General features: G+C 62.1%; 16 protein-coding genes. 11 read left to right on the plus strand and 5 right to left on the minus strand.

Features of this window, described 5'->3' with window-relative positions; translation table 11 throughout:
• Nucleotides 1–154: 154 nt before the first annotated feature.
• Nucleotides 155–3034, minus strand: coding sequence for a phosphoenolpyruvate carboxylase (ppc, locus tag ACPWMG_RS22905; protein WP_483301803.1), 2880 nt, complete (start codon nucleotides 3032–3034; stop codon nucleotides 155–157).
• A gap of 103 nt (nucleotides 3035–3137) precedes the next feature.
• Between ppc and hemC the strand changes: the two genes are divergently transcribed.
• The 4 genes from hemC to ACPWMG_RS22925 are packed head-to-tail and all read left to right on the plus strand — an operon-like array spanning nucleotide 3138 to nucleotide 7226.
• Nucleotides 3138–4070, plus strand: a complete 933-nt coding sequence (gene hemC / locus ACPWMG_RS22910; protein WP_483301804.1) for a hydroxymethylbilane synthase — start codon at nucleotides 3138–3140, stop codon at nucleotides 4068–4070.
• Nucleotides 4071–4090: 20 nt separating this feature from the next.
• Nucleotides 4091–4882, plus strand: coding sequence for a uroporphyrinogen-III synthase (locus ACPWMG_RS22915; RefSeq protein ID WP_483301805.1), 792 nt, complete (start codon nucleotides 4091–4093; stop codon nucleotides 4880–4882).
• Entirely contained in the window at nucleotides 4879–5946 is a 1068-nt protein-coding gene (locus ACPWMG_RS22920; RefSeq protein WP_483301806.1) for a uroporphyrinogen-III C-methyltransferase, read from the plus strand. Before ACPWMG_RS22915 ends, ACPWMG_RS22920 begins: the two co-directional genes overlap by 4 nt.
• 2 nt (nucleotides 5947–5948) lie before the next feature.
• Nucleotides 5949–7226 carry a heme biosynthesis HemY N-terminal domain-containing protein gene (locus ACPWMG_RS22925; RefSeq protein WP_483301807.1) on the plus strand — a complete coding sequence of 426 codons (1278 nt, stop codon included), beginning with the start codon at nucleotides 5949–5951 and terminating at the stop codon, nucleotides 7224–7226.
• 393 nt (nucleotides 7227–7619) lie between these two features.
• Here ACPWMG_RS22925 and ACPWMG_RS22930 read toward each other — a convergent pair whose 3' ends face one another.
• Nucleotides 7620–10784 (minus strand): Rne/Rng family ribonuclease, encoded by a 3165-nt coding sequence (locus ACPWMG_RS22930; RefSeq protein ID WP_483301808.1) that lies wholly within the window; start codon nucleotides 10782–10784, stop codon nucleotides 7620–7622.
• 545 nt (nucleotides 10785–11329) lie between these two features.
• On the opposite strand from ACPWMG_RS22930, the gene ACPWMG_RS22935 reads away from it, so the two are divergent.
• The 7 genes from ACPWMG_RS22935 to ACPWMG_RS22965 all read left to right on the plus strand — a co-directional run bounded on the left by ACPWMG_RS22935 (nucleotide 11330) and on the right by ACPWMG_RS22965 (nucleotide 17949).
• Nucleotides 11330–12349, plus strand: coding sequence for an RluA family pseudouridine synthase (locus ACPWMG_RS22935; protein ID WP_483301809.1), 1020 nt, complete (start codon nucleotides 11330–11332; stop codon nucleotides 12347–12349).
• Nucleotides 12350–12428: 79 nt separating this feature from the next.
• Nucleotides 12429–14165: a type IV-A pilus assembly ATPase PilB gene (gene pilB, locus ACPWMG_RS22940; protein ID WP_483301810.1), complete on the plus strand. Its 1737-nt coding sequence runs from the start codon at nucleotides 12429–12431 to the stop codon at nucleotides 14163–14165.
• A 30-nt stretch (nucleotides 14166–14195) separates the two neighbouring features.
• A complete protein-coding gene (locus ACPWMG_RS22945; RefSeq protein WP_483301811.1) occupies nucleotides 14196–15413 on the plus strand; it encodes a type II secretion system F family protein in 1218 nt (405 codons plus the stop codon).
• Nucleotides 15414–15424: 11 nt separating this feature from the next.
• Nucleotides 15425–16267 carry a prepilin peptidase gene (locus tag ACPWMG_RS22950; protein ID WP_483301812.1) on the plus strand — a complete coding sequence of 281 codons (843 nt, stop codon included), beginning with the start codon at nucleotides 15425–15427 and terminating at the stop codon, nucleotides 16265–16267.
• 3 nt (nucleotides 16268–16270) lie between these two features.
• Nucleotides 16271–16885 carry a dephospho-CoA kinase gene (coaE, locus tag ACPWMG_RS22955; RefSeq protein ID WP_483301813.1) on the plus strand — a complete coding sequence of 205 codons (615 nt, stop codon included), beginning with the start codon at nucleotides 16271–16273 and terminating at the stop codon, nucleotides 16883–16885.
• A 25-nt stretch (nucleotides 16886–16910) separates the two neighbouring features.
• Nucleotides 16911–17666 (plus strand): cell division protein ZapD, encoded by a 756-nt coding sequence (gene zapD / locus ACPWMG_RS22960; RefSeq protein ID WP_483301814.1) that lies wholly within the window; start codon nucleotides 16911–16913, stop codon nucleotides 17664–17666.
• 46 nt (nucleotides 17667–17712) lie between these two features.
• Nucleotides 17713–17949: a DNA gyrase inhibitor YacG gene (locus ACPWMG_RS22965; RefSeq protein ID WP_483301815.1), complete on the plus strand. Its 237-nt coding sequence runs from the start codon at nucleotides 17713–17715 to the stop codon at nucleotides 17947–17949.
• Nucleotides 17950–18027: 78 nt separating this feature from the next.
• On the opposite strand, the gene ACPWMG_RS22970 is transcribed toward ACPWMG_RS22965, so the two are convergent.
• The 3 genes from ACPWMG_RS22970 to argJ form a co-directional block, all read right to left on the minus strand.
• Nucleotides 18028–18507 (minus strand): NUDIX domain-containing protein, encoded by a 480-nt coding sequence (locus ACPWMG_RS22970; RefSeq protein ID WP_483301816.1) that lies wholly within the window; start codon nucleotides 18505–18507, stop codon nucleotides 18028–18030.
• Complete coding sequence (locus ACPWMG_RS22975) at nucleotides 18504–19382, minus strand: ATP-binding protein (protein ID WP_483301817.1); 879 nt, start codon at nucleotides 19380–19382, stop codon at nucleotides 18504–18506. The genes ACPWMG_RS22970 and ACPWMG_RS22975 overlap by 4 nt, the downstream gene beginning before the upstream one ends.
• Nucleotides 19383–19453: 71 nt before the next feature.
• Nucleotides 19454–20683, minus strand: coding sequence for a bifunctional glutamate N-acetyltransferase/amino-acid acetyltransferase ArgJ (gene argJ, locus ACPWMG_RS22980; RefSeq protein WP_483301818.1), 1230 nt, complete (start codon nucleotides 20681–20683; stop codon nucleotides 19454–19456).
• Nucleotides 20684–20785 lie beyond the last annotated feature (102 nt).

The following is a 20785-nucleotide window of genomic DNA, read 5'->3' on the forward strand; positions in this document are numbered from 1 at the left end:
AATAAGAAGACGGCAGCTCGCCAGCGCTGGCAGCCGAGAAACCCGCGCCCCCTACCCACGACATGGCCGCTGGCGGGGTTCTAAAAACGCTTCAAAACGATTATTGCAGAGGACTATCCCGATTGGCACATCTCGATTTAGGTGTTAGCGAACCTCAACCCGTATTTCGCAACCCTGCCGCAATGCCGTTGATGGAGATGTGAATCCCCGTCTGCACACGCTGATCTGACTGGCCAGTGCGGTAACGCCGCACCAACTCGACCTGCAAATGGTGCAGCGGATCGATGTACGGAAAGCGATGCCGGATCGAGCGCTGTAACGAAGCGTTACCCGAAAGGCGTTGTTTTTCGCCCGTGATCAACCCCAGCGCGTTGGCCGTGCGGTGCCATTCGGCCTCAATCGACGCAAAGATCTTCTTGCGTAGACGCGCGTCGGCCACCAGTTCCGAATAGCGCGAAGCCAGCGCCAGGTCGCTCTTGGCCAGCACCATGTCCATGTTGCTCAGCAGCGTGCTGAAGAACGGCCACTGCTTGTACATTTTTTGTAGCAGCTGCAGCTGAGCCTTCTTGCCGTCCGGGCCGTTTTCGTTCAAGAACTGCTCGACCGCCGCGCCAAAGCCAAACCAGCCCGGCAGCGTCAACCGGCATTGGCCCCAGCTAAAGCCCCACGGAATGGCGCGCAGGTCTTCAATCTTTTGCGAGGCTTTGCGCGACGCGGGGCGCGAGCCGATGTTCAACTCGGCAATTTCGCGGATTGGTGTGGAATCGAAGAAGTACGACGTGAAGCCCGGGGTCTCGTACACCAGCGCGCGGTACGCTGCCATGCTGGCCAGCGACAAGCTGCTCGCGGCCTGCAAGAAGGCCGTGGTGGCCGGCTTGGTGGGCTGCAGCAAGGTTGCCTCCAAGGTGGCGGCTACCAAGGTCTCCAGGTTACGCCGGCCGATTTCAGGGTTGGCGTATTTGGAGCCAATGACTTCGCCCTGCTCGGTCAGGCGGATCTGCCCGCGCACCGTGCCGGGCGGCTGCGCCAGAATGGCCTGGTAGCTTGGGCCGCCGCCACGCCCCACAGTGCCGCCTCGGCCGTGGAACATGCGCAGCGTGATGTTATGGCTGTTGGCCAGTTGGTCGAACAGCTCCACCAACGCAATCTCGGCACGGTACAGCTCCCAATTGCTGGTGAAGATGCCGCCGTCCTTGTTGCTGTCCGAGTAGCCGAGCATGATGTCTTGCTCGGCGCCACTGCGGCGCACCAAGTCAGCCACGCCGGGCAGCGCATAGAACTCGCGCATGATGGGCGAGGCGTTGCGCAGGTCTTCAATGGTTTCGAACAGCGGCACGACGATCAGGTCATTCGTCGCTTGCTGGTCCAGCGTGCCACGCATCAGGCCCACTTCTTTTTGCAGCAGCAGCACTTCCAGCAAGTCGCTCACCGTCTCGGTGTGGCTGATGATGTAGTGGCGAATAGCCTGTTCGCCGTAACGTGCACGCACGGTGCGGGCGGCTTCAAAAATGGCCAGTTCGCTGCGGGTGTGTTCGGAATACTCGGTGCCCATCACACGCAGCGGCCGCGCGTCGTTCAGCAGGCGCACCAGCAGCTCGCGCTTCGCGGCTTCGTCGAGCCCCGAGTACTTGGGCTCGATGCGCGCCACGGCCAACAACTCGGCCACCACTTCTTCGTGTTTGTCGGAGCTTTGGCGCAAGTCGACCGTGGCAAGGTGGAAGCCAAACACTTCGACCGCGCGGATCAGCGGCTGCAGGCGCTGCGTGACCAGCACCGCCCCATGGTGCGCGCGCAGCGAGGTTTCAATGGTGCGCAGGTCGGCCAAAAATTCTTCGGCCTTGAGGTACGGGTTTTGCGGCGCGACGGCGTGGCGTGCGGCCTCGCCGCCCGACAAGTCTTTCAACGTGGCCGCCAGCCGCGCGTACATGCCGGTGAGTGCGCGGCGGTAAGGCTCGTCCTGGCGGTGCGCGTTGGTGTCGGGCGAATGCTCGGCCAGCGCTTGCATCTCGGGGCTCACGTCGACCAAGCGGGCCGAGAGCGACAACTCGCCGCCCAGGTAATGCACTTCGGTGAGGTAGTGGCGCAACGCCATGTCAGCCTGGCGGCGCAGTGCGTATTCCAGCGTCTGCGCGCTGACATTCGGGTTGCCGTCGCGGTCACCGCCAATCCACTGGCCCATGCGCAAGAAGCTGTGCACGGGGTTGTTGCCCAACTCACGCTCCAGGTTGGCGTAGATGCGCGGAATTTCGCGCAGGAAGGTGGCTTCGTAATAACTCAGCGCGTTTTCAATTTCGTCGGCCACGGTGAGCTTGGAATAACGCAGCAGCCGGGTCTGCCACAGCTGCATCACACGGGCGCGCAATTGCGCTTCGTTGGCGGCCAACTCGCGCGGGGTGAGCGCGTCGCGGTTGGTCGGCGTCATGGCGGCGCGGGCGCGGATTTCGTCGCGTGTGGTCAGCAGCAAAGCGATGCCGCGCTCGGCGTCCAAAATGCTCTTGCGCTGCACCTCGGTGGGGTGCGCCGTCAGCACGGGCGACACAAAGGCGTGCGCCAAGGTTTGCGAAATGGCTTTGGGGCCGATGCCGGCCCAGCGCAGGCGCGACAAGGCCACTTCAATGCTGCCCTCTTGTGTGTCGCCGGCACGCTCGTGGATGGTGCGGCGGCGGATGTGGTGGCGGTCTTCGGCCAGGTTGGCCAAGTGGCTGAAGTAGGTAAACGCACGTATCACGCTCACCGTCTGGTCGCCGCTCAGGCCTTTCAGCAGCTTCTTCAAAGCTTTATCGGCCTCGGCATCGGCATCGCGGCGGAAGGCCACCGACAGCTTGCGTACTTGCTCGACCAGTTCATACTCAGCCACGCCCTCTTGCTCGCGAATCACATCGCCGAGCAGGCGGCCCAGGAGGCGGATGTCTTCCACCAGCGGGCGTTCGTTGTCTTTGGATCGCCCCCCGGCGCGGGCTGTTTTTTCAGGTGCGCCAGCAGCGGGTGCCGCTTTGGTTTTGGAGGGCGCGCTGGAGGGTTCTGCCGTGGTCATGCGATGCTTCCTGATGGGGAGGGGCCAAAGGGCCAAGAAGGTTGACGAACGGCCCCCATGCTAGCATCGACCGCACTACCAAATTACAGACAGGTTACGTGTTTTGAGCCTCGCCGCCCCCTCCCAAGCCCCCCGCTCCAACATCGTCATCGCCACGCGAGAAAGCCGCTTGGCGCTGTGGCAGGCCGAGCACGTGCGCAGTCTGCTGCTGCGGCGTGGCCACGACGTTTCGCTCTTGGGCATGACCACGCGCGGCGACCAAATTCTCGACCGCACGCTGAGCAAAGTGGGCGGTAAAGGCCTGTTCGTCAAAGAGCTGGAAAACGCGCTGGAAGACGGCCGTGCCGACCTGGCCGTGCATTCTCTCAAGGACGTGCCAATGGAACTGCCCGAGGGCTTCAGCCTGGTGTGTGTGCTGGAGCGCGAAGACCCACGCGACGCGTTTGTCTCCAACCGCTACGCCAGCCTGGATGAGATTCCACAAGGCGGCGTGATCGGCACCTCCAGCCTGCGCCGCCAGGTGTTGATTCGTGCGCTGCGCCCCGACCTGCGGATTGAGCCGCTGCGTGGCAACCTCGACACGCGCCTGCGCAAGCTCGACGAAGGCCAGTTCGACGGCATTGTGCTGGCCGCCGCGGGTTTGATTCGCCTGGGCCTGCAAGACCGCATCCGCAACGCCTTTGAACCCGACGCCATGCGCCCCGCCGCCGGCCAAGGCGCGCTGGGCATTGAGATCCGCACCGACAGAACCGATCTGGCCGCACTGCTGCAACCGCTGGCACACCAGCCCACCTGGCTGGCCGTGGCCGCCGAGCGCGCCGTGAGCCGTGCCATGGGCGGCAGTTGCTCGATGCCGTTGGCCGCGTTCGCCACCTGGGACGGCCCTGTGCTGCGCCTGGACGCCGCCTGGGGCGATGCCGAAGGCTCCGGCGCCTTGCTCACCGCCCACACCAGCGCAGCCATCACCGACACCGCCAGCGCCGAAGAGCTGGGCCAGCAAGCCGCCGCCACGCTGCAAGCCGCTGGCGCAAGGTAGGCCTTTTTTCGATTCGCGCGATGCGTGTCATCGTCACCCGCCCCGAACCCGAAGCGACACGCTGGGTCGCCGCACTGCAAGCGCGTGGGTTTGATACCGCCGCTTTGCCGCTGATCGACATCACGCCTGCTCGCAACCCTGCGCTTGTACACGCCGCCTGGCAAAGGCTCGCCAACTACCAAGCGCTGATGTTTGTGAGTGGCAGCGCGGTCACGCATTTCTTTGAACAAAACAGGCCTTCAGCGCAATCCGAATATGCGCAAGCAGCTCCTGATATAGGAGCAACCAGGGCTTGGGCCACTGGCCCCGGCACCCAGGCCGCACTGCTGCAACTTGGCCTGGCCGCTAGCCAAATCGACGCACCCGCGCACAGCGCTGGGCAGTTCGACTCCGAAGCCCTGTGGCAGTTGGTAGCGCCGAATGTGACGCTCGGCACCCGCGTGCTGGTGGTACGCGGCGGCGGTGTCGACGGTGAAAGCGCGGGCCGCAGTTGGCTCACCGAACAACTCGCCGCAGCGGGCGCCGTGGTCGACACCGTGGTGGCCTACGAGCGCCATCCACCGCAGTTCACACCCGCACAACTGGTGCTGGCACAGAGCGCCACCCACGATGGCACAGTATGGCTGCTCAGCAGTTCTGAGGCCATTGGCAACCTCCAGGTTTGCTTGGCCGGGCACCCCCTGACCGCCGCCAAAGCCGTGGCCACACACCCGCGTATCGCCGATGCTGCGCGTACAGCGGGTTTTGGTGTTGTTTGCTCGTCACGTCCTACCCTGGACGACGTAGCTGCGTCGATAGAATCCCTGATATGAACGCCGAGCTTTCCCCACACGACGCGTCGCCTGCGGCCCCCGCAGCGACTGCCGCAACGCCCACCCCAACGCCCGTCCAGCCACGCACCAGCGGCTTTCAGCCCATGGTCTGGATCGTCGGCGCCGTCGCGGTGGCCGGGCTGGCCGGTAGCGGCCTGCTGTGGCAAAAGCTCAGCACCATCCAGGAACAACTGGCGCGCCAAAGCGGCGACGCGGGCACCAAGTCCATCGAAGCCCACACCATCGCCAAACAAGCGCAAGACCTGGCGCGCGACACCGCCTCGCGTGTGGCCGTAGCCGAGTCACGCCTGTCGGAGTCGATGCTGCAGCGCGCGCAGATCGACGACCTGGTGCAAAGCCTCACCCGCTCGCAAGACGAAAACCTGGTGGTCGACCTCGAATCCTCACTGCGCCTGGCGCTGCAACAAGCGCAGGTGACCGGCAGCGTGGAGCCACTGTTGGCCGCACTGGCCAGCGCCAACGAACGCATCACCCGCTCGCCACACCCGCGCCTGGCCGGCCTGCAGCGCGCCATGGCACACGACGTGGAACGCATCAAAGCTGCCAATGTGACCGACACCCCCGGCCTCCTGGCACGCCTGGACGACCTGGTGCGCCAAGTGGACGACCTGCCCACCCTCAACACCGCGCTGGCGCCTGGCCTGCCTGCCCCAGCGCAAGCTACAGCACCCGTGCCCACCGAGTGGTGGCAAAAGTGGCTCAGCACCATCGCCGAAGAAGCCCGCAAACTGGTACGCGTAAGCCGTGTCGACCAACCTGAAGCCGCCCTGCTGTCACCCGAGCAAACCGTGTTCCTGCGTGAAAATCTGAAGCTACGCCTGTTGAACGCGCGCTTGGGTTTGCTGGCACGGCAAATGGAATCGGTGCGCAGCGACCTCGCGGCATCGACCACCATGCTGAACAAGTATTTCGACCCGGCCTCGCGTAAAACGCAGGTGGCTGCGGGCCTGCTGCTGCAGGTGCAAGGCCAGCTCAAAACCACCGAGCTGCCACAGTTGACTGAAACCCTGGCGGCCCTCTCCGCCGCCACGGCAGGACAATAAGCATGCGTGTGATTGTTTGGCTCCTGGCACTGTTTGCCACGGCCGTCGCCGTGGCATTGATGATGGGCGACAACCAGAGCAACGTCACGCTGTTCTGGCACCCCTACCGCGTCGACCTTTCGCTCAACCTGGTGCTGATCGCACTGGTGGTAGGTTTTGTGGTCTTGCACTTGGCATTGCGCGCCCTCTCGGCTCTGTTTGCCATGCCGCAGCAAGCCCTGCGCTGGCGCCTGCAGCAACGCGAACGCGCCATGCACGCCGCGCTGCTCGAAGGCCTGTCGCACCAACTCGCCGGCCGCTTCTTGCGCGCACGCAAAGCCGCTGAAGCCGCGCTTGAACAAGAAAAAGCCCTGGCCGCCAGCGGCCACCACGTGGCCCACGCCGAGAAGCTGCGCGCCCTGTCGCACCTGGTCACCGCCGAAAGCGCCCACGCCTTGCAAGACCGCGTCACTCGCGACGAACACCTGCAACTGGCGCTCACCAGCACCGACCAACGCGACGCCCAAGAAACCCGCGAAGGCGTGCAAATGCGCGCCGCCCGTTGGGCCCTGCAAGACCGCGATCCGCAGCAAGCCTTGATGTGGCTGGACAGCATGTCCAGCGGCGCCGGCCGCCGCACGCTGGCCCTGCGCGCACGCCTGAAGGCCGCGCGCCTGGCTGGCCAAACCGGCCCGGCGCTGGAAACCGCCCGTCTGCTGGCCAAACACCGCGCCTTCTCGGACGCCGCCGCCCAAAGCCTGCTGCGCAGCCTGGCGCTCGAGACTATCAGCGATGCTTACGACGTGGCCCAACTCCAAGCCGCCTGGGCCCGCCTGGACCGCAACGAACACCAGATGCCCGAAGTCGCCATCCACGCCGCGCAGCGCATGGTGCAACTGCAAGGCCCCATCGACCAGGCGCGCCAATGGCTGCTGCCGGTATGGGAACACTGGATGGCCCACCCCAACAGTTGGACCGACACCCAGACCATCAAGCTGATCCACGCCTTGGAAGACGGCTTTGCGGCTTCTGACCAAGCCATCGACCTACCTTGGCTGCAACGCATCGAGCAAGCCCAACAACGCTTTCCGCGCGATGCGAATCTGCAATACCTCGCCGGCATGGCCTGCATGCAGCAGCAGCTATGGGGCAAGGCGCAGCAATTGCACACCCAAAGCGTGCAACACCTCCAAGACCGCGAACTCAAACGCCGCTCGCTGCGTGCGCTGGCGGTGCTGGCCGAGCAGCGTGGTGATGAAGCTGCAGCGCAGGATGCTTATCGGCAAGCGGCGATGGTGTAAGGCTTGGCCTCCCACCCCAGCTAAATCCAGTTGACCCCTGCCGACTCCCGCCAACTCTCGTAATGAGGCTGCAGGGAAATTGGTTCACACGCCAATTTGCTATTAATAGAGAAGCTGTTGCCGCTAAATGAGCGTTACAGGCCGATTTAGCCTCAAACACAGTCATCGCCCGCCTGGCACCGCCACGCGAGTGCACAGGGTTTGACTCGACCACAATAGCGCGCGTTACAAGCCAGCTTTTCGAGGTCGCTAGACACGATGACCGTTCAACGGCCCGATGCGCAGAAGCCGCACTGCCCCCCCCAGTCCGGGTTCACTACACCCCTCCTTGACAACAGCAAACCCAAAAAAGAAAAGGACCCGAAGGTCCTTTTCTTTTTGCTCGACCGTGGTTTAGAACGGCAGTTGCATGTTGCGCAGATCGCGCTTGGTTTCCACCAGCACCAGAGGCTCGGTGTCGATCACGACCGCTGGTGGGCGCTCGCGTGGCACGTGCACGGGCTTGGGTTCTGCGGCGATCGCGGCTTGCACAGCGGCGGCGCGCTCGGCGTCGGTGCGCACCCATTGCAGGCCGGAGTTTTGCGCCACTTGGTCCAGGGCTGCCAATGGCAGCTCGAACGAGGTGACCTTCGGCAAGCCACCTTGGGCTGCTGCAGGAGCGGCCACTGGCGCAGCCACAGGAGGAGCAGCAACAGCGGCAGCCTTCGGCACTTCGATCTGCGCGGCAGGAGCCGTGGTCAAAGCAGCCACAGGTGCAGCGACGGGAGCCGCCACAGGAGCAGAGTCAACCGATGCTTCGGACGATGCAGCCAAGGCCACGTCGTTCGGCACAAACGCGGCCGCTTGCGAACCATCAGCGTTCTCGCGCGGGGCTCGGTCTTTACGGTCGCGGCCATAACGGTCACGTGAACGCTTTTCGCGGCGTTGTGGCTCGGCGCCCTCGACAGCGGCTTCACCGCGCTCGATGGCTTGGGCATCCCCACCCACATCCGCGTCTTGCGGTTGTGGCTGTTGTGGCGCTTGCGCTTCTGCTGCGGCTACAGGTGCTGCAGCGGTTTGCGCGAAGTACGATGGACGCTCTGGGCGCTCGGCTGGCTCTTGCACTGGACGCTCAGCACGGTCGCCACGCTCTTGGCGCTCACCGCGCTCGGCGCGAGGAGGACGCTCGCCGCGTGGTTCACGAGGTTCACGGGGTTCGCGCGGCTCACGGGCCACTTCCTGACCGTTTTCGTCACGTGGTGCGTCTTCACGCGGGCCACGACCACCACGGTTACCACGGCCATTGCGGCCTTGGCCTTCGCCTCGTTCGGCGCGTTCAGCACGATCCGCACGCTCTGGACGGGCTTCGCCTTCGGTCACTTCCACGGCACCGGGTGCAACCGCACCGTTGGTGGCCGCTGCAGCGACTTCAGCTTCAGGACGGTTACGACCGCCACGTTCACCACGACCACCGCGTTCGCCACGGCCATTACGGTCGCGGCCACGGCCTTCTTCACCAGCGGCTTGTTCAGCGCGCGGTTGGCCTTCGCCACGCGGCTGACCTTCACCACGTGGTGGACGTTCGCCACGGGCTGGGCGGTCCCCTCGCTCAGTGCGGTCACCACCATTGCGTGGACCACGGCCTTCTTGGCCTTCGCGGGCCTCGCCGTCGCGGGCTTGGCCATCGCGACCACGGCCACGGCCGCCTTCACGCCCACCGTCGCGGCCACCACGGCCACCTTCGCTGCGTTGGCCGCCACGGCCTTCACGTTTTTCTTCTGCCTTGACTGGCGCTGGGGCGGGTGCTGCTGCCACAGGCGTTTCAGCCGCAGGCGCGCCACCCAGGATGCGCTTGATCCAGCCAAAGAAGCCGGATTCGGCCGGTGCTGCGACGGGCGCAGGCGCGGCTGCCACGGGTGCGGGCTGGGCCGCAGCCACAGGCGCTGCTGCCGCACGTGGTTGCGCTTGCGGTGCGGGTGCGTCTGGCAACACACCCTTGATCACCGGGGTTTGCTTGTTGGTGGGCTCTTGCGAGCGGCGCGACACAGCCGTTGGATCGTCGATCTCTTCGGCCATCTTGTAGCTGGACTCGATGTGGTCCAGGCGCGGATCGTCGTGTTTCAGACGTTCGAGCTTGTAGTTCGGGCGCTCCAGCGTCTTGTTGGGCACCATCAACACGTTGATGCGTTGCTTCAACTCGATCTTGGTGATTTCGGTGCGCTTTTCGTTCAACAGGAACGAAGCCACGTCGACCGGCACCTGGCACAGCACCGAAGCGGTGTTGTCCTTCAGCGATTCTTCCTGGATGACGCGCAGGATCTGCAGCGCCGAGCTTTCCGTGTCGCGGATGTGGCCGGAGCCGCCGCAACGTGGGCAAGGAATCGAAGCGCCTTCGGACAGCGCTGGGCGCAGGCGTTGGCGGCTCATTTCCATCAGGCCGAACTTGCTGATGGTGCCGAACTGCACACGTGCGCGGTCTTGGCGCAGCGCGTCGCGCAGGCGGTTTTCCACGTCGCGGCGGTTGCGGCTTTCTTCCATGTCGATAAAGTCGATCACGATCAGGCCACCCAAGTCGCGCAGACGCATCTGGCGCGCCACTTCTTCAGCGGCTTCGAGGTTGGTGCGGGTCGCGGTTTCTTCGATGTCGCCACCGCGAATCGAGCGTGCCGAGTTCACGTCCACCGAAACCAGGGCTTCGGTGTGGTCGATCACAATCGCGCCGCCGGACGGCAGTTGCACCGTGCGGGCGTAAGCGGATTCGATCTGGTGTTCGATCTGGAAGCGGCTGAACAGCGGCGCGTCGTCGCGGTAACGCTTCACGCGGGCAGCGTGTTCAGGCATCACGTGGGCCATGAACTGCTGGGCTTGTTCGTAGACTTCGTCGGTGTCGATCAGGATGTCGCCGATGTCGCCGTTGAAGTAGTCGCGAATGGCGCGGATCACCAGGCTCGACTCTTGGTAAATCAGGAAGGCGCCCTTGCCTTGTTTGCCGGCGCCGTCAATCGCGGTCCACAGCTTCAACAGGTAGTTCAAGTCCCATTGCAGCTCAGAAGCACTGCGGCCAATGCCAGCGGTGCGCGCGATGATGCTCATCCCGTTCGGGTATTCGAGCTGGTCCATCGCTTCTTTGAGCTCGGCCCGGTCTTCACCTTCGATGCGGCGCGAAACGCCACCACCGCGGGGGTTGTTCGGCATCAGCACGACGTAGCGGCCGGCCAGCGAGACAAAGGTGGTCAGCGCCGCGCCCTTGTTGCCGCGTTCTTCTTTTTCGACCTGAACAATCAGTTCCTGGCCTTCACGAATGACTTCGTTGATACGCGCCTGGCTGACCGGCACGTTTTGCGAGAAATATTGTTTGGAGATTTCTTTGAATGGCAGAAAACCGTGACGGTCTTCGCCGTAGTCCACAAAGCAAGCCTCCAGAGAGGGCTCTACGCGGGTCACGACCGCTTTGTAGATATTGCCTTTGCGCTGTTCGCGCCCTTCAACTTCGATTTCGTAGTCGAGCAGTTTTTGCCCGTCGACGATGGCCAAGCGGCGTTCTTCAGCCTGTGTGGCGTTGATCAGCATCCGTTTCATGGTGCGGTTCCTTTTACTGGGCACTTGCAGCCCAGACTGTTCTTCGGTTTACATGCTCAAAATGAGCTTCTGATGCCGGAACAGACGCCTGAAAACGAATGGAATTGCCAGAGAGCCGCCACTATGTGAACCTTGGTTCAGACGCTAGTGGGGGCGAGGGCACATGGATCAAAACGGGGAATCGCAGGGCTTTATTTGCTATCAAATGAAGAGCTGGCTGCGCTGCACTGAAACGCGCTACCACCCAATTCGCGCTGAAATGCAGCGGCCTGAGCCACCGCACGCAAAGTTGAATATAGGTTAGCAACACGACAGTTCTCGTTTCAATCCGCAAGGCAGGCAGGGCGTTTGCCCGGTCTGCCAGGTTTTGGGTATTCCGTATCAATGTTTACAGAGCGTCGGCTCGACCCACCACCAACTCCTGCCACCAGCACCAAAGGGTCACGTGGTCTACAGGAAATCAGCCTGGGCGGCATCGACTTCACAGCGTCTTCGCTTAAGCACTCTAAAATTGAGACTAATCAAGTACTTACGACACGACGCTGGTGAAAAATATTATAGGGGCTAACAACCCACCTCCCGCACCCGAGGTTAAATTGGTCACGGTTGACGACGGCAGCACAGGCCAGCGGCTCGATAACTTCTTGTTACGCCAGCTCAAAGGTGTGCCCAAAACCCACGTCTATCGCATCATCCGCAGTGGCGAAGTGCGCATCAATAAAAAACGCGCATCTGCTGATACGCGTGTAGAAGAAGGCGACGTGATTCGCCTACCCCCCGTACGAATGGCCGAGCGCGTGGAAATCGCATCTGGCTCGGCCACGCCCGCTGCCGCAGCGGCGCCACCGCGCGAATTTCCCATCCTGTTTGAAGACGACCACTTGCTCGCCATCAACAAACCCGCCGGTGTGGCGGTGCATGGTGGCAGCGGTGTGAGTTTTGGAGTGATCGAGCAATTGCGCATCGCGCGCCCGCAAGCGCGTTACCTGGAACTGGTGCACCGGCTGGACCGCGAAACCTCGGGCATCTTGCTGATCGCCAAAAAGCGCAGCGCCCTGCTCAACCTGCAAGACCAGTTTCGCGAACGTGAAACCGGCAAGACCTACCTCGCGCTGACGCTGGGCGCCTGGCCCGCTAATAAGAAGGTGCTGGACAAGCCCTTGCACAAATACCTGCTACCCGATGGAGAGCGCCGCGTGAAGGTGGTGGCCAAGGACCACCCGGACGGCATGCGTTCGCTGAGCCTGGTGAAGATCCAGCAAAAGCTCGACGACTACTCTCTATTAGAAGTGACCATCAAAACCGGGCGCACCCACCAGATCCGCGTGCACCTGGCCAGCGAAGGCCACCCGATTGCAGGCGACGACAAATACGGCGATTTCGAGCACAACAAGCTGATGCAAAAACATGGCCTCAAACGCATGTTTCTGCATGCTTGGAAGCTGCAACTCAGCCACCCTGCCACCGGTGAAGCTTTGGCCTTGCAGGCCGAGTTGCCGCCCGAGTTGCAGAGCTTTGTGAGCCAACCCTTACACCCGCGTTGGGTTGCATCTGGCACCTCCTAGCAACACTGCTGACGTTTACACGGCTATTTGAATCAACGATGATCAAGTAACCTTTTGCTACCTGCTACATTTTGGGCTTATGGCCGTTGTCGACACATTCAAACAGGACGCTTCTTCTGTAGCCCTGCCCGGGTTAGCAAGAGCGTTGATTCTGGCTGGCAAGCTGGGGCAAAAGGCCGCTGAAGACATCTACAGCAAGGCTAAGTCTAGCCGCACCAGTTTCATCGCTGAGTTGGTGGGTTCGGGCTCTGTATCGGCCTACGACCTCGCGCACACCATGTCGGTAGCGTTCGCTGCGCCGCTGCTCGACCTCGATGCCATCGACCTGCAGCGCCTGCCGCGCGATTTGCTCGACCCCAAGATCTGCCAAGCCTACCGCGTGGTGGTGCTCAGCAAGCGCAACAACCGGTTGATCGTCGCCACGGCCGACCCGGCCGACCAGGACGCGGCTGAAAAAATCAAGTTCTCCACGCAAATGGGCGTGGACTGGATCATTGCCGAGTACGACAAGCTCTCCAAGCTGGTAGACGCCAGCACCATGTCGGCTGGCGACGCGCTCGACGGCATCACCGGCGGCGACTTCGAGTTTGACGACGCCATGATGGCCAGCCACACCGAGGTGGCCGATGTCAGCGCCACCACCGAGGTGGAAGACGCGCCGGTGGTGAAGTTCCTGCACAAAATGCTGCTCGATGCCGTGGGCATGCGCGCTTCTGACTTGCACTTCGAACCCTACGAACACCAATACCGCGTGCGATTCCGTATCGACGGTGAACTGCGCGAAGTGGCCTCGCCACCCGTGGCCATTAAAGAAAAGCTGGCCTCACGCATCAAGGTGATCTCGCGCCTTGATATCTCGGAAAAGCGCGTCCCGCAAGACGGCAAAATGAAACTCAAAGTCGGCCCCGAGCGCGTGATCGACTTCCGCGTGAGCACCTTGCCCACGCTGTTTGGCGAAAAGATCGTGATCCGGATTCTGGACCCCAGCAGCGCAAAGCTCGGCATCGAAGCCCTGGGTTACGAGCCCGAAGAAAAAGCGCGCCTGCTGCATGCCATCGGTCGTCCCTACGGCATGATCTTGGTGACCGGCCCCACCGGCTCGGGCAAGACGGTGTCGCTCTACACCTGTCTGAACCTGCTGAACAAACCCGGCGTGAACATCGCCACGGCCGAAGACCCGTCTGAAATCAACTTGCCTGGCGTGAACCAGGTGAACGTGAACGAAAAAGCCGGGCTGACGTTTGCCGCTGCGCTGAAGTCGTTTCTGCGCCAGGATCCCGACATCATCATGGTCGGCGAAATTCGCGACATCGAAACCGCCGACATCTCCATCAAGGCAGCCCAGACCGGCCACTTGGTGTTGTCCACGCTGCACACCAACGACGCCCCCACCACGCTGACACGCATGCGCAACATGGGCATCGCGCCGTTCAACATCGCCTCCAGCGTGATCTTGATCACCGCGCAGCGCCTGGCGCGCCGGCTGTGCAGTAACTGCAAAGTGCCGATCGATATTCCGCCCAAGGCGCTGCTCGATGCGGGCTACGCAGAAGAAGATCTGGACGGCTCGTGGAAGCCTTACGGCCCCGTGGGCTGCTCGGCCTGCAACCACGGCTACAAAGGCCGTGTGGGCATCTACCAGGTGATGCCGGTGAGCGAAGAGATCCAACGCATCATCTTGCGCGACGGTGACGCCCTGGAAATTGCCGACCAAGCCAAGCGCGAGGGTGTGCGCAGCCTGCGTCAATCAGGCTTGGTCAAAGTCAAGCAAGGCATGACTTCGCTGGAAGAAGTGCTGGCCGTCAGCAACGAATAACACTACGACCGGAAGCGACCAAGGCACTCCATGGCTACTGCAGCGTCCAGGGACATCAAAGAATTCATCTTCGAGTGGGAAGGCAAGGACCGCAACGGCAAGCAGGTGCGCGGGGAAACGCGCGCCGTGGGCGAAAACCAGGTTCAGGCCACGTTGCGCCGCCAGGGCGTGTTTCCGACCAAGATCAAGAAGCGCCGCATGCGCTCGGGCAAATCCATCAAGCCCAAAGACATTGCCATCTTCACACGCCAGCTCGCCACCATGATGAAGGCAGGCGTGCCGTTGTTGCAGGCGTTTGACATCGTGGGCCGGGGCAATAGCAACGCCAGCGTCACCAAATTGCTCAACGACATTCGCACCGACGTGGAAACCGGCAGTTCGCTCAGCGCAGCTTTCCGCAAGTTTCCAATGTACTTCAACAGCCTGTACTGCAACCTGGTGGAAGCTGGTGAAGCCGCCGGCATCTTGGAGTCGCTGCTCGACCGCCTGGCCACCTACATGGAAAAGACCGAGGCCATCAAGTCGAAGATCAAGTCGGCCTTGATGTACCCGACCTCGGTGATCGTGGTGGCGTTTGTCGTGGTGTCGGTGATCATGATTTTTGTGATCCCGGCGTTCAAGGAAGTGTTCTCCAACTTTGGTGCCGATCTGCCTGGTCCCACGTTGACAGTGATCGCCATCAGCGAAGTGTTCGTGGCGTACTGGTGGCTGATTTTTGGTGCGATTGGCGGCGGCTTCTACTTTCTCATCCAGGCGTGGAAGCGCAGTGAGAAGGTGCAGATGTTCATGGACCGCGCCCTGCTGAAGATGCCCATCTTCGGCATCATGGTTGAAAAAGCGGCCGTAGCCCGCTGGACGCGCACTCTTGCCACCATGTTCGCCGCCGGTGTGCCGCTGGTGGAAGCGCTCGACTCCGTGGGTGGCGCGGCGGGTAACTCGGTCTACGCCAAGGCAACCGAAAAAATCCAACAGGAAGTGGCGACCGGCACCAGTTTGACCAATGCCATGACCAATGCCAACGTGTTCCCCTCGATGGTGCTGCAGATGTGCTCCATCGGCGAAGAATCGGGTTCGATCGACCACATGCTGAGCAAGGCCGCCGACTTTTACGAAGCCGAGGTGGATGACATGGTGGCCGGCCTGTCCAGTCTGATGGAACCCATCATCATCGTGGTGCTGGGTGTCATCATCGGTGGCATCGTGGTGTCGATGTATTTGCCAATTTTCAAGCTGGGCGCGGTCGTCTAATGCAGCAGTTGATGTGGATTGATGCCGCGCTGGGCGGCATCTTGGGTTTGATTTTGGGCAGCTTCTTGAACGTGGTGATCCACCGCATGCCCAAGATGCTGGAACGCCAATGGGCGCAGGAATACGCCGACCTGCAGGGCGTAGACGCCGAAGCAACGGACGCCGATGTCGGCACCTACAATCTGCTGCGCCCGGCCTCGGCTTGCCCGAAGTGCGCGCACAAAATCCGGTGGTACGAGAACATTCCAGTCTTGAGCTATGTGTTCCTGCGCGGCCGCTGCAGCGGTTGCGGCACACCCATCAGCCTGCGTTACCCGCTGGTTGAGTTGGCCACTGGCGCCCTCTTCGCCTTTTGCCTGTGGCAATACGGTTGGACGGTACAGGCGCTGGCCTGGTGTGGCTTCTCCGCCGCGCTGCTGGTGCTGGCGCTGATCGACTGGGACACGACCCTGCTGCCTGATGACATCACGCTGCCGCTGGTGTGGGCCGGCCTGATCTGCGCCGCGCTCGGCTGGATTCCTGTGCCGCTGCAAGCGTCGCTGTGGGGCGCAGTCGCTGGCTACCTGTTCTTGTGGTGCATCTTCTGGGCCTTTAAGCTGCTGACAGGCAAAGAAGGTATGGGCTACGGCGACTTCAAACTGCTGGCCGCGCTGGGTGCCTGGTTTGGCTGGCAGGCGTTGGTGCCCATCATCCTCGCATCTTCTGTGATCGGTGCCATCATCGGCATTGGCATGAAGTTCAGCAGCAATCTGCGTGAAGGTGGCTACATCCCATTTGGGCCTTTCCTGGCCGGCGCGGGATTTGTGGCCATGGTCTTCGGGCCGAACGCCATCCTGCATTTCATCGGGCTCTAGGCCATGGCCCGCACCGCCCTCCGACTCGGCCTGACAGGCGGCATCGGCAGCGGCAAAAGCACCGTGGCCCGTATGCTGGTGGAACGGCATGGCGCCGCGCTGGTCGATGCCGATGCCATTTCGCGCGGCACCACGGCCAGCGGCGGTGCGGCCATTGAAGCCATTCGCACACAATTCGGCCCCACCTTCATCGATGCCAGCGGCGCACTCGATCGCGAGCAGATGCGCAACCTGGTGTTCACCGACCCCTCGGCCAAAAAGCGGTTGGAACGCATCGTCCACCCGCTGGTCACCCAAGCGATTTTTGCGCAGGCCGAGGCGGCCATTCAAAGCGGCCACAGCTGCGTGGTGTTCGACATTCCACTGCTGGTCGAATCAAGCCATTGGAGCGCGCGACTCGACCGTGTGCTGGTGGTCGATTGCACTGAAGAAACACAGGTGGCACGCGTGGTGGCACGCAATGCCATGCCCGCCGACACCGTGCGCCAGATCATCGCCAGCCAGGCCACACGGGCGCAACGCGCGGCATCGGCTGACATCGTGTTGTTCAATGATGGGTGTACGCTTGACTCATTAGGTAACGAGGTGGCGCAGATCGCGGCAAACTTCGGGCTATGATCCTCGCACTGAAAAAAGACTCGGCGTGATCCTCTACGAATACCCCTTTAACGAACGCATTCGCACTTACCTGCGCCTGGAACACCTGTTTCGCCGCCTAGGTGAGTTGACGCCCCGCGAACACCCGCTGGACCACCACTACGCGCTGGCCACGATCTTCGAAGTGATGGACGTGGCGGCCCGTGCGGACCTGAAGTCCGACGTTCTCAAAGATCTCGAAAAACAGAAGACGGTACTCAACGGCTACCGTGGCAACCCTTCCATTTCAGAAGAACGGCTGGACGAAGTCATTCACCAGCTCGACACCTGCTTCTCGGCCCTGCACAACCAGCCCGGCAAAGCCGGCCATTCGTTGACCGAAAACGACTGGCTCATGAGCCTGCGCAGCCGCATCAACATTCCCGGCGGCACGTGTGAATTTGACCTGCCCTCTTACTACGCCTGGCAGCACAAGCCCGCCAGCGTGCGGCGCCAAGCCATTGAAACCTGGGCGGCCACATTTGGCCCATTGGCCGAATCGATTCACCACCTGATGAAGATGCTGCGCGAATCTGGCTCGCCACAAAAGGTGATGGCCGTGGGCGGTCAGTTTCAGCAAAACCTGCCGCAAGGCCGCACCTACCAACTGCTGCGCTTGCGTATCGACGAAGGGCTGGAGCTCACGCCCGAGATCAGCGGCAACCGGCTAATGGTGTCGGTGCGTTTGATGCGCCACGGTGAAGACGACCGGCTGCACCCTGCCACCGAAGACGTCTCGTTTGAAATCGCGCTGTGTGCTTAAATTACGGGGTCAAGAACCGTTGTGAAACCGCAGATTTGTACCGCAGATGTCTGAACCATCCTCCCCCCTCAAACCGTTTGAAGCAGCGCCTCAGGTCGACCGCTGGGTGAATTGCCCCATCTGCAAAGGGCAAAGCCTGTTTGCGCCGCGCAACCGCTACCGGCCGTTTTGCAGCGAACGCTGCAAGAACATCGACCTGGGCGTGTGGGCCAGTGAAAGCTACACCATGCCAGCCGACAACCCGCCGGATGACCAGGTTTACGGCGACCCCAAGCTGCAATAAAAAAGTCCGCCAGGGTGACCGTGGCGGACTTTTTAGTTATGAGCCAAATTGGCCTTTAGCGCATATAGAGCAAGCGTATCAAGCTACCGAAATGGTAGCACCTTCAAAATGACGCTCTTGGGCCAGCCAGTCCAACACCGGCACCGCACCAGGCAACACCGGCCCTACATCTACCGGCAGCGACTGCCAGCTAAACGACTGGGCCTCACGCATCTGCAATTCGCCCGACCACGCGTGCACTTTGCAGAAAATCAGCCGCACCAGGGCATGCGGGTAGTCCACCAACTCGGTACGCCAAGGCTCGGCACCTGCAATGTCGATGCCCAATTCTTCGTAGAGTTCGCGGCGCAGCGCCAGCTCCACAGTTTCACCTGCTTCAAGCTTGCCACCGGGGAACTCCCAGTAACCCGCATACACCTTGCCCGCGGGGCGGCTGGTGAGCAAGAAGCGGCCATCAGGCTGAACCAACACACCCACGGCCACATCAACCACGGCGCGGTCGGCACCGCCTTCGCGCGGCAGGTTGCCATCGGCGACCAGAGGAGCCGCGCCGCTCATGCCTGACCCGAATGTTGGCCGGCGTAATCGCGGGCGAACTGGTAGGCCACACGACCGCTGCGCGAACCGCGCTCCAAGGCCCATACCAAGGCCGCAGGGCGCACCGCGTCAATGGCCGCTTGGCTCACGCCAAACGAACCGAGCCACTGCGCCACGATGGCCAGGTACTCGTCTTGCGAGAACGGATAGAAGCTGACCCACAGGCCAAAGCGCTCAGAGAGGGAAATCTTTTCCTCGATCACTTCGCCTGGATGGACTTCGCCATCTTCGGTGTGGGTGTAGGTGAGGTTTTCCTTCATGTACTCGGGCAACAGGTGGCGCCGGTTACTGGTGGCGTAAATCAGCACGTTGGCAGTCGACGCAGACACCGAGCCGTCCAGAATCGACTTCAACGCTTTGTAGCCGGACTCGCCATCTTCAAAGCTCAGGTCGTCGCAGAAGATGATGAACTTCTCGGGCCGGTCGGCCACCACGTCGATGATGTCGGGCAAGTCGGTCAGGTCGGCTTTGTCCACTTCAATCAAGCGCAGGCCTTGCGCCGCGTAAGTGTTCAGGCAGGCTTTGATCAGCGACGACTTGCCCGTGCCGCGCGCACCGGTCAACAGCACGTTGTTGGCGGGGCGGCCTTCGACAAACTGCTGCGTGTTGCGCTGGATTTTTTCTTTCTGACCGTCGATCTCTTTGAGCGCATCGAGCGACATGGCCGCCACGTGGCGCACCGGCTCCAGACCACCGTGGCCCGAGCTGCGCTTGCGGTAGCGGTAGGCGATGGAGGCGTTCCAGTCGGGTGCCGACATGGGCTGCGGCAACACCTGTTCAATGCGCTGGAGCACACGCTCCGCGCGTTCGATCAACCGTTCAAAATGTTCGTTCATGCTCTTCTCGGCGGCAGTTTGGGCGCCAGAGGCTATCACCCCTGGGCATGTCTCTGGTCTATCGGCCGATCTTATGACCGGTAATCGGCATTGATCGTCACGTATTCGTGGCTCAGATCGCAAGTCCACACGGTGTCGGCCGCATCGCCACGACCCAACACCACACGCACGGTGATCTCGCTTTGCTTCATCACACGCTGGCCGTCTTCTTCGCGGTAGTCCGGGTTGCGCCCGCCCTTCACCGCCACGTGCACGTCGTCCAGGAACAGGTCGATTAGCGTCTGGTCCAGATCGGCAATGCCGGCGTAACCCACAGCGGCCAAGATACGGCCGAGGTTAGGGTCGCTGGCAAAGAAAGCGGTCTTCACCAAAGGTGAATGGGCAATGGCGTAGGCCACTTGACGGCATTCGTCGCCAGTCTTGCCGCCTTCTACCCGCACGGTGATGAACTTGGTGGCACCTTCACCGTCACGCACGATGGCTTGCGCCAGCTTTTGCGCCACTTGCAGCAGGCCGGCCTTCAAGGCCTTGCCGTCTGCGCTGTCCCACGAGGTCACTTCAGCATGCGCCGCTTTGTGCGTGGCAATCACCATGAACGAGTCGTTGGTGGAGGTGTCGCCGTCAATCGTGACGCGGTTGAACGATGCATCGGCCAAGGTCTTTGCCAGGTCTTGCATCAAGGCTGGCGCGATCTTCGCATCAGTGGCCAGGAAGCCCAGCATGGTGGCCATGTTCGGGCGGATCATGCCGGCGCCTTTGCTGATGCCGGTGATCGACACCTTCACACCACCCAACACCACTTGTGTGCTGAAGGCCTTGGCCACGGTGTCTGTGGTCATGATGGCTTCGGCGGCGCGACCCCAGTTGGCCTCTTTGGCATCGGCCAGCGCGGCAGGCAAACCGGCTTCGATGCGGTCGTGTGGCAGCGGCTCCATGATCACGCCGGTAGAGAACGGCAGGATTTGTTCGGGCGCTAGGTCGAGGTGGCGCGCCAGCGCGATGCAGGTGGCGCGTGCACGCATCAGGCCGTCTTGGCCGGTGCCGGCGTTGGCGTTGCCGGTGTTGATCACCATGGCGCGGATGCCGAGGTTGCGCGCCAAGTGGTCGCGGCCGATTTGCACCGGTGCGGCGCAGAAACGGTTTTGCGTGAACACGCCGGAGACGGTGGCGCCCTCGTCGAGCAGCAACACGGTCAAATCTTTGCGGTTGGCCTTGCGCACGCCGGCTTCGGCAATGCCCAAGCGGACGCCAGGCACGGCAAACAAATCAGCGGGATTGGGGGGCGACAGATCAACAGGCATGATGAACTTTCTGTGGTGGTTCAAGATGTTCAAAAGACGGCGCTTTATGCACCATCGGCCAAACGCCCGTGAACCTTGCGGTCCACGGGCGTTTTCAAGGGA

This window comes from Hydrophilobacter chitinilyticus, assembly GCF_049860745.1.
GTDB lineage: Bacteria > Pseudomonadota > Gammaproteobacteria > Burkholderiales > Burkholderiaceae_C > Rhodoferax_B.

Excerpts from the sequence above, each read along its gene's own strand:
- ACPWMG_RS22975 (WP_483301817.1), bottom strand. The coding sequence starts at position 19,382 with ATGAACGAACATTTTGAACGGTTGATCGAACGCGCGGAGCGTGTGCTC.
- ACPWMG_RS22930 (WP_483301808.1), bottom strand. The coding sequence starts at position 10,784 with ATGAAACGGATGCTGATCAACGCCACACAGGCTGAAGAACGCCGCTTG.
- ACPWMG_RS22945 (WP_483301811.1), top strand. The coding sequence starts at position 14,196 with ATGGCTACTGCAGCGTCCAGGGACATCAAAGAATTCATCTTCGAGTGG.
- coaE (WP_483301813.1), top strand. The coding sequence starts at position 16,271 with ATGGCCCGCACCGCCCTCCGACTCGGCCTGACAGGCGGCATCGGCAGC.
- ACPWMG_RS22950 (WP_483301812.1), top strand. The coding sequence starts at position 15,425 with ATGTGGATTGATGCCGCGCTGGGCGGCATCTTGGGTTTGATTTTGGGC.
- ppc (WP_483301803.1), bottom strand. The coding sequence starts at position 3,034 with ATGACCACGGCAGAACCCTCCAGCGCGCCCTCCAAAACCAAAGCGGCA.
- ACPWMG_RS22920 (WP_483301806.1), top strand. The coding sequence starts at position 4,879 with ATGAACGCCGAGCTTTCCCCACACGACGCGTCGCCTGCGGCCCCCGCA.
- ACPWMG_RS22915 (WP_483301805.1), top strand. The coding sequence starts at position 4,091 with ATGCGTGTCATCGTCACCCGCCCCGAACCCGAAGCGACACGCTGGGTC.
- ACPWMG_RS22970 (WP_483301816.1), bottom strand. The coding sequence starts at position 18,507 with ATGAGCGGCGCGGCTCCTCTGGTCGCCGATGGCAACCTGCCGCGCGAA.
- ACPWMG_RS22965 (WP_483301815.1), top strand. The coding sequence starts at position 17,713 with ATGTCTGAACCATCCTCCCCCCTCAAACCGTTTGAAGCAGCGCCTCAG.
- ACPWMG_RS22925 (WP_483301807.1), top strand. The coding sequence starts at position 5,949 with ATGCGTGTGATTGTTTGGCTCCTGGCACTGTTTGCCACGGCCGTCGCC.
- argJ (WP_483301818.1), bottom strand. The coding sequence starts at position 20,683 with ATGCCTGTTGATCTGTCGCCCCCCAATCCCGCTGATTTGTTTGCCGTG.
- pilB (WP_483301810.1), top strand. The coding sequence starts at position 12,429 with ATGGCCGTTGTCGACACATTCAAACAGGACGCTTCTTCTGTAGCCCTG.